General features: G+C 72.4%; 13 protein-coding genes and 1 pseudogene. 4 read left to right on the top strand and 10 right to left on the bottom strand.

What is annotated here, in order from left to right:
• From ACFU99_RS11320 to ACFU99_RS11350, 7 genes and pseudogenes are all read right to left on the bottom strand, one after another.
• Positions 1 to 826: pseudogene (locus ACFU99_RS11320) on the bottom strand (ABC transporter permease); the annotation flags it as partial.
• Positions 827 to 1,175: 349 nt separating this feature from the next.
• On the bottom strand, positions 1,176 to 1,916 hold the full coding sequence (gene recX / locus ACFU99_RS11325; protein WP_384389189.1) for a recombination regulator RecX: 741 nt from the start codon (positions 1,914 to 1,916) through the stop codon (positions 1,176 to 1,178).
• Positions 1,917 to 1,919: 3 nt separating this feature from the next.
• Positions 1,920 to 3,047 carry a recombinase RecA gene (gene recA, locus ACFU99_RS11330; RefSeq protein ID WP_384389192.1) on the bottom strand — a complete coding sequence of 376 codons (1,128 nt, stop codon included), beginning with the start codon at positions 3,045 to 3,047 and terminating at the stop codon, positions 1,920 to 1,922.
• 218 nt (positions 3,048 to 3,265) lie between these two features.
• Positions 3,266 to 4,456, bottom strand: a complete 1,191-nt coding sequence (locus ACFU99_RS11335) for an AI-2E family transporter (RefSeq protein ID WP_384389195.1) — start codon at positions 4,454 to 4,456, stop codon at positions 3,266 to 3,268.
• A 50-nt stretch (positions 4,457 to 4,506) separates the two neighbouring features.
• A complete protein-coding gene (locus ACFU99_RS11340; protein ID WP_384389197.1) occupies positions 4,507 to 4,701 on the bottom strand; it encodes a DUF3046 domain-containing protein in 195 nt (64 codons plus the stop codon).
• Between the two features lie 195 nt (positions 4,702 to 4,896).
• Positions 4,897 to 5,721: an ABC transporter ATP-binding protein gene (locus tag ACFU99_RS11345; RefSeq protein ID WP_384389221.1), complete on the bottom strand. Its 825-nt coding sequence runs from the start codon at positions 5,719 to 5,721 to the stop codon at positions 4,897 to 4,899.
• Entirely contained in the window at positions 5,696 to 6,571 is an 876-nt protein-coding gene (locus tag ACFU99_RS11350) for an ABC transporter permease (protein ID WP_384389224.1), read from the bottom strand. Before ACFU99_RS11350 ends, ACFU99_RS11345 begins: the two co-directional genes overlap by 26 nt.
• 270 nt (positions 6,572 to 6,841) lie before the next feature.
• On the opposite strand from ACFU99_RS11350, the gene ACFU99_RS11355 reads away from it, so the two are divergent.
• Both ACFU99_RS11355 and ACFU99_RS11360 read left to right on the top strand, forming a co-directional pair.
• Positions 6,842 to 7,462 carry a TetR/AcrR family transcriptional regulator gene (locus tag ACFU99_RS11355; protein ID WP_384389200.1) on the top strand — a complete coding sequence of 207 codons (621 nt, stop codon included), beginning with the start codon at positions 6,842 to 6,844 and terminating at the stop codon, positions 7,460 to 7,462.
• A gap of 167 nt (positions 7,463 to 7,629) precedes the next feature.
• Positions 7,630 to 8,550, top strand: a complete 921-nt coding sequence (locus tag ACFU99_RS11360; RefSeq protein ID WP_384389203.1) for a hypothetical protein — start codon at positions 7,630 to 7,632, stop codon at positions 8,548 to 8,550.
• 101 nt (positions 8,551 to 8,651) lie between these two features.
• Here the strand turns inward: ACFU99_RS11360 and ACFU99_RS11365 are convergent, their stop codons facing one another.
• Together ACFU99_RS11365 and ACFU99_RS11370 are read right to left on the bottom strand one after the other, a co-directional pair.
• Positions 8,652 to 8,960: an AzlD domain-containing protein gene (locus ACFU99_RS11365; RefSeq protein WP_384389206.1), complete on the bottom strand. Its 309-nt coding sequence runs from the start codon at positions 8,958 to 8,960 to the stop codon at positions 8,652 to 8,654.
• Entirely contained in the window at positions 8,957 to 9,889 is a 933-nt protein-coding gene (locus ACFU99_RS11370; protein ID WP_384389209.1) for an AzlC family ABC transporter permease, read from the bottom strand. Before ACFU99_RS11370 ends, ACFU99_RS11365 begins: the two co-directional genes overlap by 4 nt.
• A 166-nt stretch (positions 9,890 to 10,055) precedes the next feature.
• On the opposite strand from ACFU99_RS11370, the gene ACFU99_RS11375 reads away from it, so the two are divergent.
• Positions 10,056 to 11,018, top strand: coding sequence for an NAD(P)H-dependent flavin oxidoreductase (locus tag ACFU99_RS11375; protein WP_384389212.1), 963 nt, complete (start codon positions 10,056 to 10,058; stop codon positions 11,016 to 11,018).
• Between the two features lie 37 nt (positions 11,019 to 11,055).
• Here ACFU99_RS11375 and ACFU99_RS11380 read toward each other — a convergent pair whose 3' ends face one another.
• Positions 11,056 to 11,934: an AraC family transcriptional regulator gene (locus ACFU99_RS11380; RefSeq protein WP_384389215.1), complete on the bottom strand. Its 879-nt coding sequence runs from the start codon at positions 11,932 to 11,934 to the stop codon at positions 11,056 to 11,058.
• 186 nt (positions 11,935 to 12,120) lie between these two features.
• Here ACFU99_RS11380 and ACFU99_RS11385 point away from each other — a divergent pair.
• Positions 12,121 to 15,441, top strand: a 3,321-nt coding sequence (locus tag ACFU99_RS11385) for a DEAD/DEAH box helicase (RefSeq protein ID WP_384389218.1), incomplete at its 3' end; no start/stop codon positions are given.

The raw sequence follows: 15,441 nt of genomic DNA on the forward strand, positions 1-15,441 counted from the left end.
GGTCAGCCAGCGCGATCCCGCTGCCGAGCACCACGGCCAGGAGCAGTACGCCGGCCGTTTCTACGCGCAGCATCCGCAGCACCTGACGGCGGGTGGCCCCGCCCAGCCGCAGCAGGGCGAACTCGCGGACGCGCTCCGAGGTCGACATCGCCAGGGTGTTGATGACGGCGATGGCGGTGAAGGCCAGGACGAGTCCCATGGCGAGGTCATTGACCTCGGCGTTGGACTCCCGCCGTGCGGACTGGAGCCGCACGGCGTCGGCGGCCGGAACGACCCGTACGCCGGGGAAGCCCCGGACGGCCGCGGCGAGCCGGTCCCGGGTGGCGGAGGACCTGACCCAGACCTCGCGGGCGATGGGGTTGTCGATGTGCCGGGACAGCAGGGCGTGGGACACCGTCAGGTCGCCGAACCCCAGGCCGTCGGCGTAGACGGCGGCCACGGTGAGGGTGACGGGAGTGCCGTCGCCGAGCGTCGCCTTGAGGCTGTCACCCGGACTCAGCCCGAGGTCGCCGGCGGCGAGTTCGCTGACCGCGACGCTGTCCGGGCCGAAGCGGGCGAGGGAGCCGCGCTGGACGCCCGGGTCCCAGACCCCGGCGAGACCGGCGGCGGTGACGCCCTGCGCCGGGTACTTGTCGAGTCCGACGCGCACCGTGCCCCGTACGACCTCGGTGGCGGCGGTCGTTCCCGGAGTCTTGCGGACAGCCGCCGCGGCGGCGCCCGGCACACCGGGTCCCGACGCGGCGAGCACCCAGTCGGCGCGGTTGCCGTCGGCCGCCTGCCGCTGGGCGTCGTCGGCGAGGGTGGGCTGGGTGAATGGCGCCGCGCAGGCCCGTCTCCAGAAGCGCACCGCAAGCGGTGATGAGCGCGGCGGCGCACATCAGCGCCAGCAGAGCGCCGACGAAGCCGTCCTTCCGGGCGCGTACCGTCTGGAGGGCATATCGCGACAAGGCCATGCCCGCAGACTTCCAGCCGCGCCCGTGCCGGAGCACTGCTGTCGCCCGGCGTCTTGAGCCGGGGGCTATCCCCCTGCTCTCCCCCTCTCCCCCGAAATCTCCACACCCCGACGCCACGCGCGCCGAAACGGCGCGCGCCGGAACCACGTCTCCCGGAGCCGCGCGCTCCGAGGCCGAGCATCCGGAAGGAACTACGCGTCCCAGCTGCCGAGCGCCCTCGGGCTACGCGTCGGGCAGGTGGTACTCCAGCAGCTCCGGGTCCTCTCCCTCCTCCTCCAGCGCCCTGCGCACCACTCGCAGGGCCAGGCCCTCCGGGTACCCCTTGCGGGCCAGCATCCCGGCGAGACGTCTGATCCGCTTCTCCCTGTCCAGGCCGCGGCTCGCCCGCAGCTTCCGCTCGACGAGCTCGCGGGCCGTCCGCTCCTCCTGCTCGGCGTCGAGCTGCCCGACGGCCTCGTCGATGAGCGCGGTGTGCACCCCCTTGGTGCGCAGCTCGCGCGCGAGGGCCCGGCGGGCCAGGCCCCGGCCGCGGTGCCGGGACTCCACCCACGCCTCGGCGAACGCCGCGTCGTCGATCAGCCCGACGTCCTCGAACCGGGACAGCACCTCCTCCGCCACGTCCTCGGGGATGTCGCGCTTGTTCAGTGCGTCAGCGAGCTGCTTGCGGGTGCGCGGCGATCCGGTGAGCAGCCGAAGGCATATCGCCCGTGCCTGCTCACCGGGGTCGCGCGGCGTCTCGCCCCGGCCCCTCTGTCCGGTGTCCTCCGCGCCGGAGTCCAGCGCCTCGTCGGGGCCGGGTGCCGTGCCGCCGCCCGTACGTCTGCCCGTACCCCTGCCCGGTCCCCCGCCCGTACGTCTGCCGCCCGCGCGTCCCCGGCTGGGGCTCCCTTCCCGCTCTCCCTCCCGGTCACCCGGCTGATCGTCCGCGCCGGGGCTGTCCGGCCAGTCGGTTCGCCGTGTCATGGGCTAGCTCTTGGCCGCCGCCGTCTTGGCGGCCTTGGCGCCGGCCTTCGTCGCCGGGGCCGGTACGGACTTGGCCGCGTCGCCGGCCGCCGCGCCGGCCGCGTCCGCGCCGGGCTCGGCCGGCAGCTCCTCGGGCCTCACGCCCACGCCCAGCTTTTCCTTGATCTTCTTCTCGATCTCGTTGGCGAGGTCGGGGTTGTCCCGCAGGAAGTTGCGGGCGTTCTCCTTGCCCTGTCCGAGCTGGTCGCCCTCGTACGTGTACCAGGCGCCGGCCTTGCGGACGAAGCCGTGCTCGACGCCCATGTCGATCAGACCGCCCTCGCGGCTGATGCCCTGCCCGTAGAGGATGTCGAACTCGGCCTGCTTGAAGGGCGGCGCGACCTTGTTCTTGACGACCTTGACGCGGGTGCGGTTGCCGACCGCGTCGGTGCCGTCCTTGAGGGTCTCGATACGGCGGATGTCGAGCCGCACCGAGGCGTAGAACTTCAGCGCCCGGCCACCGGTCGTCGTCTCCGGGGAGCCGAACATCACGCCGATCTTCTCGCGGAGCTGGTTGATGAAGATCGCGGTGGTCTTGGACTGGTTGAGCGCGCTGGTGATCTTGCGGAGCGCCTGGCTCATCAGCCGGGCCTGGAGGCCGACGTGCGAGTCGCCCATCTCGCCCTCGATCTCCGCGCGCGGCACCAGGGCGGCGACGGAGTCGATGACGATCAGGTCGAGGGCGCCGGAGCGGACCAGCATGTCCACGATCTCCAGCGCCTGCTCGCCGGTGTCCGGCTGGGAGAGGATGAGGTTGTCCGTGTCGACGCCGAGCGCCTTCGCGTACTCCGGGTCGAGCGCGTGCTCCGCGTCGACGAAGGCGACCGTGCCGCCGGACTTCTGCGCGTTGGCCACGGCGTGCAGTGTGAGGGTCGTCTTACCGGAGGACTCCGGGCCGTACACCTCCACCACGCGGCCGCGCGGCAGGCCGCCGACGCCGAGCGCGACGTCGAGCGCGGTCGACCCGGTGGGGATGACCTCGATGGGGTCGTTCGGCCGGTCACCGAGACGCATCACGGCGCCCTTGCCGAATTGCCGTTCAATCTGTGCGAGCGCGGCGTCGAGCGCCTTCTCGCGGTCGGTACCTGCCATGGGTTCCACCCGATTTGCTTGAGTCGATCGCTTCACGTCCACGACGCTAACGCCTGCCACTGACAATCGGCCCTGACGTCGTGCCGCCCTGTGGATAACTCGGCCGGGACCGTCCCGGCTACCAGGGCCGGAACCCCTATAAGAATGGCTGTTCGATTTCGGTGTCAAGCGCACCACGCCGCCCGGAATCGCGGGGCGGGCGGCGGCAGCGGCCGGGTTCAGCCCTCGTCGTCGCGGTCGTCGGGCGGCGGATTCCGGCGCAGGGCGCGGCGCACGCGCCCCGCCGGCCTGCGGTTCCGGCGGTCGGGCAGCCGCGCCTCGTCGGTGACCTCGTAGCGCCGCACATATGTGCCGAGGAATGCCTGGAGCGTCGCGGTCGCCGGGATCGCGATCAGCGCGCCCACCGCCCCCAGCAGCGCGGTGCCCGCGACCACCGACCCGAAGGCCACGGCCGGGTGGATGTCCACGGTCTTCGCGGTGATGCGCGGCTGTAGCACGTAATTCTCGAACTGCTGGTACACCACCACGAACCCGAGCACCCACACCGCGTACCAGGGGTCCACCGTGAAGGCGATGAGCATCGGCAGCGCGCCCGCGAGGTAGGTGCCGATCGTCGGGATGAACTGCGAGACGAACCCCACCCAGATCCCGAGCGCCGGGGCGTACGGCACCCCCAGGATCTCCAGCAGTATGTAGTGGGCGATCCCGGAGACCACGGCCATCAGGGCGCGCGAGTAGATGTAGCCGCCGGTCTTGGCGACCGCGAGGTCCCAGGCGCGCAGCGCCTCCGCCTGGCGGCCGGGCGGCAGCACGGAGCACAGCGCGCGCCGCAGCCGGGGCCCGTCGGCCGCGAAGTAGAAGGAGAACAGCAGCACCGTCAGGAGTCTGAACAGGCCCCCGAGCACGGTCGCGGAGACGTCGAGCACGCCGCTCGCGCTGTTCTGCACATACTTCTGCAACCAGTCGGAGTGCAGCAGGCTGTCCTGGACCTGGACCCGGTTCAGGCTGGTGTTGAAGGTCTTGTTGACCCAGCTGATCACCGAGTCGAGGTAGGAGGGGAAGTCGTCGACCATGGTGGAGATCTGGTCGGCGAGCATCGAGCCGAGCAGCGCGAAGAAGCCGGCGGAGACGATGACGACCCCGAGGAAGACCAGGCCGGTGGCGAGGCCGCGGCGCATGCCGCGCGCGGCCATCCGGTCCACCGCGGGCTCGACCGCGAGCGCGAGGAAGAACGCGATCAGGATGTTCAGCAGCAGTCCGATGAGCTGATGAAAGGCCCAGCTCGCGAGCTGGAAGCAGGCGAAGAGGACCAGCGCGAGCGCCATGGCGCGCGGCAGCCAACGAGGCATACGGGAGCCGGTCGCGGGCGGCCGGCGGTCATCCTGAGCGGTCTCATCTGTCGGGGCCACGGAGGTCAGTCTGGCCCATGGGCCGCGGTGTCCCCGCGCCGCCCCGCGGCTCAGCGCTTGTCGTGGGGCACGTCCACGGCGACGCACACCGCGCGCCATACGTCCTTGGCGCTCCAGCCCGCGGCGAGCGCCTCGTGCACGGTCCGCCCGCCGAGCTCCGCCATCACATGGTCGCGCGCGAAGGAGTCGGCGTACGCCTCACCGAAGTGATCCGCCATCCGCTGCCAGAAGATCGTCAACCGCATCCGTCCCACTCCCTGCCGTTCTGCCCCGCTGCCGTCCGCGGCTCCCGCCGCCGGACGGCCCGCCGCGCCCGTTCCCACCCGGCGCCCTGGTATGGGCCTCCGCACCCGCTTCCCCACCGCCGCTCACGCCACCGGCGCCGGAAGCCCACGCCGGCCATGACGCCATGACATCACCACCGAAGACCGACGGTGATGTCAGCGGTTGGTTTCCTTCTCGTACGCCTTGATGACCTCGTCCGTCGGACCGTCCATCAGCAGCTCACCGCGCTCCAGCCACAGCACCCGGTCACAGGTGTCCCGGATCGACTTGTTGTTGTGACTGACCAGGAACACCGTCCCCGCCTCCTTGCGCAGCTCCCGGATCCGCGCCTCCGACCGCTTCTGGAACGCCCGGTCCCCCGTCGCCAGCGCCTCATCGATCATCAGCACATCGTGATCCTTCGCCGCCGCGATCGCGAACCGCAGCCGCGCCGCCATCCCCGACGAATACGTCCGCATCGGCAACGAGATGAAATCCCCCTTCTCATTGATCCCCGAGAAGTCCACGATCTCCTGATACCGCTCCCGGATCTCCTCCCGCGACATCCCCATCGCCAACCCGCCCAGGATCACATTCCGCTCCCCCGTCAGATCATTCATCATCGCCGCGTTCACCCCCAGCAACGACGGCTGCCCATCGGTGTACACCCGCCCCCGCTCCGCCGGCAGCAGCCCCGCCACCGCCCGCAGCAACGTCGACTTCCCCGACCCGTTCGACCCGATCAGCCCGATCGCCTCCCCCCGGTACGAGGTAAAACTCACCCCCCGCACCGCATGCACCTTCCGCACCCCCGCACCCGGCGACCGGCGCACGATCCGGTTCAGCGCCGCCGTCGCACTCCCCCGCCCCGCACTCCCCCCATACACCCGGTACACGATGTGCAGCTCATCCGCGATCACCGTCGGCACCCGCGCCCCCGCCACCGCCGGGACCACGCCTTCTCCCGCATTGCGCTCAGCCACGGCCGTACTGCTCCTCAGCCTTCCAGAAAAACACGAAACCCCCGACGCCCACCACCAGCGCCCAGCCCACCGCCAGACCCCACACATGCGACGGCAGCTTCCCCGCCCCGAAACTGTCGATCAACGCGAACCGCATCAGATCGATGAACACCGACGCCGGATTCGCCGACAGCACCTCGATCACCCAATGCGGCGCATGCGCCTTCCGCAGCTGATCCGTCATGCTGTACATCACCCCGGACGCATACATCCACGTCCGCAGCAAAAACGGCAGCAACTGCGCCAGATCCGGCGTCTTGCTCCCCAACCGCGCCATCGCCAGCGCCAGCCCCGTATTGAACACGAACTGCAACACCAGCGTCGGCACCACGATCAGCCACGCCGCATCCGGATAATGCCCGCACGCGACGAGCACCACCACCAGCACACCCATCGAGAACAGCAACTGCTGCAACTGCTGCAACGCAAAAGAAATCGGCAGCGCCGCCCGCGGAAAATGCAGAGCCCGCACCAGCCCCAGATTCCCCGCGATGGCCCGCACCCCCGCCATCGCCGAACTCTGCGTGAACGTGAAAACAAAAACACCCGTCACCAGGAAAGGAATATAAATCCCCATCCCGCCCATCGCCTTGCCCCGCTGCATCAGCAGACCGAAGATGAAGAAATACACCATCGCATTCAGCAACGGCGTCGCGACCTGCCACACCTGCCCCAGCTTCGCCTGACTGTACTGCGCCGTCAGCTTCGCCCGGGAAAAAGCAACAACAAAATGCCGCCGGTCCCACAACTGCCGCACATACTCCCCCAACCCCGGCCGGGCACCACTCACCGAGAGGCCATGGGCGGCGGCGAGCTCCGCCGGGGACAGGGGGGCGGCTTCGGGCCGTTCGAGGACGGCGGTCGAGAGCGCAGACGACGCAGCGGCCGCAGCGGACGTAGAGGACGTAGGGAACCCGGTCACCTGGGAACTTTCGGTAGGGGGGACACACCTCAAGGCGGCCGGGGCACGACACGCGGCCCCGGGGCGGTGTGAGGGCAGATGACATCACGTTGGAACGGGTGCGTTCCGTCGTTTCGTCAACGCTAGAGGAGGAGACGATGGAACACAAGCGTTCCATCGTCGAGTTAGGCTCAGTGCATGGATAAGGAGTCCCAAAAGCCGCGTCGCGCCCCAGCGGGGGCCGCCGCGTTCCGCGAGGACGTCACCGAGGCGATCCGCGCCGCCGTCTTCGAAGAGCTGGCCACCGTGGGGTACGGGCGTATGTCGATCGAGCGCATCGCCCGCCGGGCCGGGGTGGGCAAGGCCGCGGTGTACCGCCGCTGGCGCTCGAAGCTGCCCATCGTCCTCGACGTGGTCTCCGCGCTCGCGGTCCAGGGCATGCCGACTCCGGACACCGGCAGCCTGCTGGGGGACGTACAGGCGCTGCTGAAGGTGACCGCGCGGCTGCTCCAGCATCCGATGGCCGCCCAGATCCTCCCCGACCTGCTCGCCGAGGCGGCCCGCAACCCGGACATCGCCCAGGCGCTACAGACAGCCGTGCGCGACTCCCAGCGCGCCATAGCGGAAACGATCGTCCAGCACGCGGTGGCCCGCGGCGAGCTGTCCGCCGACACCAGCGTCGACCTCGCCCTCGACCTGGCCTGCGGCCCCCTCTACTGGCGCCTGGTGATGGTGCGCTCCCCCCTCCCCGCGGGCTATCTGGAGGGTCTCGCGCGGGCCACCACCGCCGCTCTCGGCGCGGCGCGCACGTCCCGCTGACACGTCCCGCCGAGGAGCCGGCCCGGCAGGCCGCGGGGCCGCGGGCGGACCTCGGCGGACCTCGGGAAAACCGCCAATCGTCAACCGCGTGCGCCCGGCCCCCGCCCTGCGGGTGCAGCCCGGCATGAGCCGCTGACCGCCGCCGTTTTCCGCCCTACGGTCTGACCATGGCCCGTTCCGGAGCATCACACGCAGACCGCGCCGAGCACTTCGTCTGGCTGACCGCCCGCGTGCTCGAACAACGCCGATTCGCCTATCACTTCCTCGACGACAGCGACCGCGGCGCCGATGCCGTCGAGACCGCGCTCACCGCCTACCTGGGGGAGGACGGCGGCTACGGCTACGCCCTGGAGCCCGATCTGCGGGGCCCGGTGAGCCAGCCGCCGCACGTCGCGCACGCGCTGCGCGTCCTGGACGGCATCGGGCGCTGCGGCGGGCAGCGGGTGGAGCGCGTCTGCCGCTATCTGACCGGCATCTCGACCTCGGACGGCGCGCTGCCCGCGCTCCACCCCTCGCTGCGCGGCTATCCGGCGGCCCCCTGGATGCCGGTGGTGGACGACCCGCCGAGCGAGCTGCTGACGACCGGCCCGGTGGTGGGGCTGCTGCACCGCAACGAGGTGTGGCACGCGTGGCTGTTCCGGGCCACCGATTACTGCTGGGCCGCGGTGGAGTCGCTGACGAAGACGCACCCCTACGAAGTGCTGGCGGCCGTCGCCTTCCTGGACGGCGCCCCGGACCGTACGCGCGCGCAGGCGGCGGCCCAGCGCCTCGGCGCGCTGGTGCACGAGCAGCGGCTGGCCGTCCTGGAGCCGGAGCGGGCGGCGGGGCACCCGCTGTCCGAGGGGTACGCGCCGGGCGAGTACCACTTCCCGTACGACTACGCCCGCTCGCCCGACTCCTTGGCCCGGCACTGGTTCTCCGACGCGGAGATGGACCGGTCGCTGGACTTCCTCGCCCGGTCGCAGGAGGAGGACGGCGGCTGGCCGGTGAACTGGCGCCAGTGGGCGCCGGGCACCGCCCTGGAGTACCGCCCGATGGTGACCATCGAGGCGCTGCTGACCCTGCGCGCGTACGGGCGGCCCTTGTAGGCCGTGAAGAGCCGTGAAGAGCCGTGAAAAACCATGGGAACAGACCCCGGGGGCGACGTTTTCGGCTCGGTGCGGCCTGGGAGCTCCCCCAGGAGTGCGCGTCAGCCTCCGAGTGCGCGTACGCCCGCGGTGACGATCACGGCGACGGCGATCACCAGGAGAAACGGGGCGCGCAGCAGGAGTGCGACGGCCGCCGCCCCGAGGCCCGCCGCTCGGGCGTCGAGGACGAGTTCGGTCCCTTTGCTCAAGGTCTGCTGCGCGGTGAGGGCGGCCAGCAGCGCCACGGGGACGAGTGCGGCGAGGCGTTTGACGAGGGGGCGGTCGAGCACCCCGGCCGGTATGGACAGGCCGAGCAGCTTGACGAGATAGCAGCCTACGGCGGTGGCTCCGATGGCGATCCATACGTTCACTGGCTGCCGCCCTCCTCGGGGACGTCGCGGGATACTTCACTGCTCTTACGGGCGTCCGTACGGGCACCCGTACAGGCGTCGGGCGCGTCCTTATAGGCGTCACGGGCGTTATCGCCCCTCTCCGGAGTGCGTGCCGTACGCAGCGCGCGTCCCTTGAGAGCGAGCACGAGGGGCCCGGCGAGCCCGGCGGCCAGTACGGGCACCCCCGCGGGCAGCAGCGGAGTGCACCCGAGCACGAGCAGGACGGCCAGGGCCGCCGTGGCCCGCTCGACGGCGCTGGTGAGCAGCGGGGCGAGCAGGGCGAGGAAGACGGCCGGGCCGGCCGCGTCGAGGCCCCAGGCGTCGGTGTCGCCGAGCGCGGCGGCCCCGACGGACCCGGCGAGCGTGGAGAGGTTCCACAGCGCGTACAGGGACAGGCCGGTGACGGTGAAGCCGATACGGGCGCTGCGCCGGTCCGGCTGCGCGAATGCCACAAGCGAGGTCTCGTCGATGACGAGCTGGGCGGCGAAGGGCCGTACGGCGCGCGGCAGTCGCAGTACTTGCGAGAGCCGCAGCCCGTAGAACGCGTTGCGGACGCCCAGGAAGAACGCGCCCGCCGCGGCGGTCAGTGGGTTGCCGCCCGCCGCGAGCGCGCCCACGAGAGCGAACTGCGAGGCCCCGGTGAAGACGAAGAGGCTCAGCGCGCAGGTCTGCGGAAGGCTCAGACCGGCGCCCGCCGCGGTCACCCCGAAGGCGAAGCCGGAGAGGCCGACGGCCACCCCGACGCCCAGGGCGTCCCGTACGACCGCCCGGTCCTCGCGCGCCCCCGGCTCGGGAGGGATGTCCGGCTCCGTCGAGGGCCCCGTCTCCGGGGGACGCGGTTCCGGCTCTGCCCGGACCCTCGCTATGGGGCCCGCCGTCTCTTCAGTGCCTGTCGTTCGCTCTGCCACATCCGAACGCTAGGAGCGGGCCCCTGACCCGGTCTTGTACGTTCTTGCGCCGCTTGGCGCATTGTCTTCAAGGCCGAACTGGGCATCCGGCGGCGCGGGCGTCCTGGAGAGTCCTTGGAGGGGGCATGGTCGTTTTCGCGCGTCCAAGGGTGTGATGATGGCGGCCATGGCGTTGACGACTGCGTTCACGAAGTTGTTCGGTGTGCGGCATCCCATCGCGCTCGCGCCCATGGGCGGATCGGCAGGCGGCGCGCTGGCGGCGGCTGTCTCGCGCGGCGGCGGGCTCGGACTCCTCGGCGCCGGGGCCGGGGACCCGGACTGGCTGGCCGGTGAGCTGCCCTTCGTCGCCTCTTGCACGGACGGCCCATGGGGCATCGGCTTTCTCACCTGGGCGACTGATGTCGCCACAGTGGAGCGGGTGCTGGAGCACCGTCCCCGGGCGGTGATGCTGTCCTTCGGGGACCCGAGCCCGTTCGCCGAGCGCGTCCGCCGGTCCGGGGCGAAACTCATCATCCAGGTCACGGATCTGGAGGAGGCCCGGCAGGCGGTGGATCTGGGCGCCGATGTGATCGTGGCGCAGGGTACCGAGAGCGGCGGGCACGGGGCCGAACGGGGACGGTCGGTCCTCCCGTTCGTACCCGTCGTGGTGGATCTGGCGGGGCCGGTTCCGGTGCTGGCGGCGGGCGGGATCGCCGACGGCCGCGGCGTGGCCGCCGCCCTGGCGCTGGGCGCCGCCGGGGCCGTCATCGGCACCCGCTTCCAGGCCACGGCCGAAGCCCTGGTCGACCCCATGACCGCCGCCGCGATCGTCGAGGGGCGTGCGGAGGAGACCGAGCGCAGCCGCGTACTGGACATCGCCCGCGGCTCCCGATGGCCCTCCCGGTACACCGCGCGCACCCTGGGCCATCGCTATCTCGACCAGTGGCGGGGCCGGGAGACGGAGCTCGCCGGGAACGCCCAGGCGCTACGGGACTACCAGGACGACGTGGCGCGTGGCGAGGTGCCGCCGTCCCCGGTGTGGGCGGGCGAGGCCGTCGACCTCATCACCGACCGGCCGCCCGCGGCCGATCTCGTCGCCGCCTTGGCCGAACAGGCAGAGGACGCCCTCGCCCGTGCGGGACGGGGCTGACAGCGGCACCGTCGATCCGCTCGGCCCGGCGCGGTGATCACCGAGACTCGGGAGGAGTCGGCGCGGAGGCGAGGGGGCGGACGGCGGTGCGCTCGCGCCGGTACGCGCCGGGCGGCACTCCGACGATCCGGGTGAAGTGCCGGTTGAGGTGCGGCTGATCGGTGAAGCCCACGGCGACGGCCGCCTCGGCGGGAGCGCACCCGGCCTCCAGGAGCCGACGGGCCCGCCGTACCCGCGCGTTGGTGAGCCAGGTGTGCGGCGGCATCCCGTAGGCGTCGCGGAACGCGCGCAGCAGGGCGAAGGGGCTGGTGTCCAGCTCGGCCGCCAGCGCCGCCAGGGACGGCGGGTCGGCTATCCGCTCTTCCAGGGCCGCGCGGGCCAGGAGGGCGTTGCGTGCCCCCGCCGTGCGAGGCGTGCGGGCCGGGAGCGGGCCGCCGTGCAGGCGGAGCAAATGGGCGAGGACGATGCGCAGCAGGCTGTCGGCGGCGAGCGCGTTGCCCTCCTCGGCCGCCCGGTGCACGGCGTGGATCAGGTGAGCCGCCCGTGCGTCGTCGGCCGTGGTCTCGGCGAAACCCGGCGTGCCGCGGATCGTGCCCAACTCGGCCGCGACCTCCCGGACCACGTGCGGGGCGGGGTAGAGCGTGGCGTAGGCCCAGCCGTCGGGCGTTCCGGCGCGGGCGGTGTGCGCGACCTCAGGGTTGATCATGATGACGCCGCCGGAACCCACCCGCGCGGTCCCGCCCCGCAGCCCGATCTCCTCGATGCCGGACGTGATCGCGCCGAAGGTGAAGCCGTCGTGGGCGTGGCGCGGGAAAGCGTGCCGGACATAGCGGGCACGCAGCAGGTCGAGGCCGGGCAGCGCCGCGAAATGCCAGTGCCTGGCCCACTCCGTGCCCCCTGTCAGCGTTCTCTTCATCGTTCCCGTCATCGTTTCCCATCATCGATTCCGGTCGTCGTTTCCCGTCATCGCCTCGCTCCCCCTCGTCCTCGCCCCATTGTGCGCCGACCCGGCCGACCCTCGCCGACCGCACCAAACCCGCCTCTGACCTGGGGATCTCCCGTCCGACAGCTCATTGTCAGTGGGGCGGTGCACGATGGGGTCATGGCGGACGACCAGGCTTCGGCCCTCGCAGCGTTCTCCCCCGCGACCCGTGCGTGGTTCGAGGGGGCCTTCACCGCGCCCACGACCGCGCAGGCCGGGGCCTGGCGTGCGCTCGGCGAGGGATCGGACGTGCTGGTGGTCGCCCCGACCGGCTCCGGCAAGACCCTCGCCGCGTTCCTCGCCTCGCTGGACGCGCTGGCCGCCGCGCCGCCGCCCACCGAGCCGAAGAAGCGCTGCCGGGTGCTGTACGTGTCGCCGCTCAAGGCCCTCGCGGTGGACGTGGAGCGGAATCTGCGCAGCCCGCTCACCGGCATCCGCCACGAGTCCGTACGGCTGGGGCTGCCCGAGCCGGAGATCAGGGTGGGCATCCGCTCCGGGGACACCCCGGCCGCCGAGCGCCGCTCCCTCGCGAACCGGCCGCCGGACATTCTGATCACCACCCCCGAGTCGCTGTTCCTGATGCTCACCTCGTCGGCGCGGGAGGCCCTCGCCGGGGTGGAGACGGTCATCCTCGACGAGGTGCACGCCGTCGCCGGGACCAAGCGCGGCGCGCACCTCGCGCTGTCCCTGGAGCGGCTCGACGCGCTCCTGCACCGGCCGGCCCGGCGGATCGGGCTGTCGGCCACCGTGCGCCCCGTGGACGAGGTGGCGCGCTATCTGTCGCCGCAGCGCAAGGTGGAGATCGTCCAGCCGCCGTCCGGCAAGGAGTTCGACCTCTCGGTGGTCGTCCCGGTGGAGGATCTGGGGGAGCTGAGCGGCGCGCCGGCCAGGGGCTCGGAGGACGCGGGGGACGGCGACAAGCCCTCGATCTGGCCGCATGTGGAGGAGCGGATCGCCGACCTCGTCCAGGCGCACCGCTCCACGATCGTCTTCGCCAACTCCCGCCGCCTCGCGGAGCGGCTGTGCAACCGCCTCAACGAGATCGCGTACGAGCGCGCCACCGGCGAGCCGCTGCCCGAGCACCACTCCCCGGCCGAGCTGATGGCCGAGTCGGGCGCGGCCAGGGGCGCGCCGCCCGTGCTGGCCCGCGCGCATCACGGCTCGGTGTCCAAGGAGCAGCGGGCCGTGGTCGAGGAGGACCTGAAGGCGGGCCGGCTGCCCGCCGTCGTGGCCACCTCCAGTCTCGAACTGGGCATCGACATGGGCGCGGTGGACCTCGTCGTCCAGGTCGAGTCCCCGCCGTCCGTCGCCTCCGGGCTCCAGCGGGTGGGCCGCGCCGGGCACCAGGTGGGGGCCGTGTCGACCGGCGTCGTCTTCCCGAAGTACCGGGGCGACCTGGTGCAGGCCGCCGTGGTGACCGAGCGGATGCGCGAGGGGGCCATCGAGTCGCTGCGGGTGCCGGCCAACCCCCTGGACGTACTCGCCCAGCAGATCGTCGCCATGACGGCCCTCGACAGCTGGGACGTGGACGAGCTGCTGGCCCTGGTGCGGCGCGCGGCGCCGTTCGCCTCGCTCCCGGAGTCCGCCTACACCTCGGTGCTCGACATGCTCGCCGGGCGCTACCCCTCCGACGCCTTCGCGGAGCTGCGCCCCCGCCTGGTGTGGGACCGCGTCGCCGGTACGGTCACGGGCCGGCCGGGCGCGCAGCGGCTCGCCGTCACCTCCGGCGGCACCATCCCGGACCGCGGTCTCTTCGGCGTCTTCCTGGCCGGGGCGGACCCCAAGAAGGGCGGCGGCCGGGTCGGCGAGCTCGACGAGGAGATGGTCTACGAGTCGCGCGCGGGCGACGTGTTCACGCTCGGCACGACCTCGTGGCGGATCGAGGACATCACCCGCGACCGGGTCCTGGTCTCCCCCGCGCCCGGTGTGCCCGGCCGTCTCCCGTTCTGGAAGGGCGACCAGCTCGGCCGCCCCCTGGAACTGGGCCGCGCCCTGGGGGCGTTCCTCCGCGAGATCGGCGGGCGCGCGCCCGAGGAGTCGCGGGAGCGGCTGCTGTCGGCCGGCCTCGACGCGTGGGCCGCGGACAACGTCCTGGCGTACCTGGACGAGCAGCGTCGCGCCTGCGGACACGTCCCGGACGACCGCACGATCGTCGTGGAGCGCTTCCGGGACGAGCTCGGCGACTGGCGGGTGGTCGTCCACTCCCCCTTCGGCGCGCAGGTGCACGCCCCATGGGCGCTGGCGCTCGGCGCCAAGCTCACCGAGCGGTACGGCATGGACGCCCAGGTCATGCACGCGGACGACGGGATCGTGCTGCGGCTGCCCGACGCGGACCTGATGGGACTCGACCTCCTCGACGCCGATCCGGCGGCGCGGGGCGCGGAGTTCGACCCCGAGCAGTCGCCGGTCGGCGCGGCCGACGTCGCCTTCGACAAGGGCGAGATCGGGCAGGTCGTCACGGACCAGGTGGGCGGCTCCGCGCTGTTCGCCTCCCGGTTCCGTGAGTGCGCCGCGCGGGCCCTGCTGCTGCCGCGCCGCTCCCCGGGCAAGCGCACCCCCCTGTGGCAGCAGCGGCAGCGCGCCGCCCAGCTCCTCCAGGTGGCGAGCGAGTTCGGGTCGTTCCCGATCGTCCTCGAAGCGGTCCGCGAGTGCCTGCAAGACGTCTTCGACGTCCCCGGCCTGACCGAGCTGATGGGGGACATCGAGGCCCGCCGGGTCCGGCTCGTCGAGGTCACCACGCCCGAGCCGTCCCCCTTCGCGCGCTCGCTCCTGTTCGGCTACGTCGCCCAGTTCCTGTACGAGGGCGACTCCCCGCTGGCCGAGCGGCGCGCCGCCGCCCTGTCCCTGGACTCCCGTCTCCTCGCCGAGCTGCTCGGCCAGGCGGAGCTGCGCGAGCTGCTCGACGCCGACGTCCTCACCGAGCTGGAGAACGAGCTCCAGTGGCGCACCGAGGACCGCCGCCCCAAGGACGCCGAAGGCGTCGCCGACCTGCTGCGACTCCTCGGGCCGCTCACCGACGCCGAGCTGGCCGAGCGCGGCGCGGACCAGCGGTGGGCGGGCGCCCTCTCCGACGCCCGGCGCGCCATCCGCGTCCGTATCGCGGGGCAGGACCACTGGGCGGCCGTGGAGGACGCGGGGCGACTGCGCGACGCCCTCGGCACAGCACTGCCCGTCGGGGTGCCCGAGGCGTTCACCGAGCCCGTCAAGGATCCGCTCGGCGACCTCCTCGCCCGCTTCGCCCGCACCCACGGCCCGTTCACCTCGGCGCAGGCCGCCGGGCGCTTCGGCCTCGGCACGGCCGTGACGGACGGGGCGCTGCACCGGCTCGCCGCGAGCGGCCGCATCGTGCAAGGGGAGTTCCACCCCTCGGGCATCGGCCAGGAGTGGTGCGAGGCCACGGTGCTGCGGCGGCTGCGCCGCCGCTCCCTGGCGGCGCTGCGC

Source organism: Streptomyces sp. NPDC057654 (assembly GCF_042800135.1).
GTDB lineage: Bacteria > Actinomycetota > Actinomycetes > Streptomycetales > Streptomycetaceae > Streptomyces.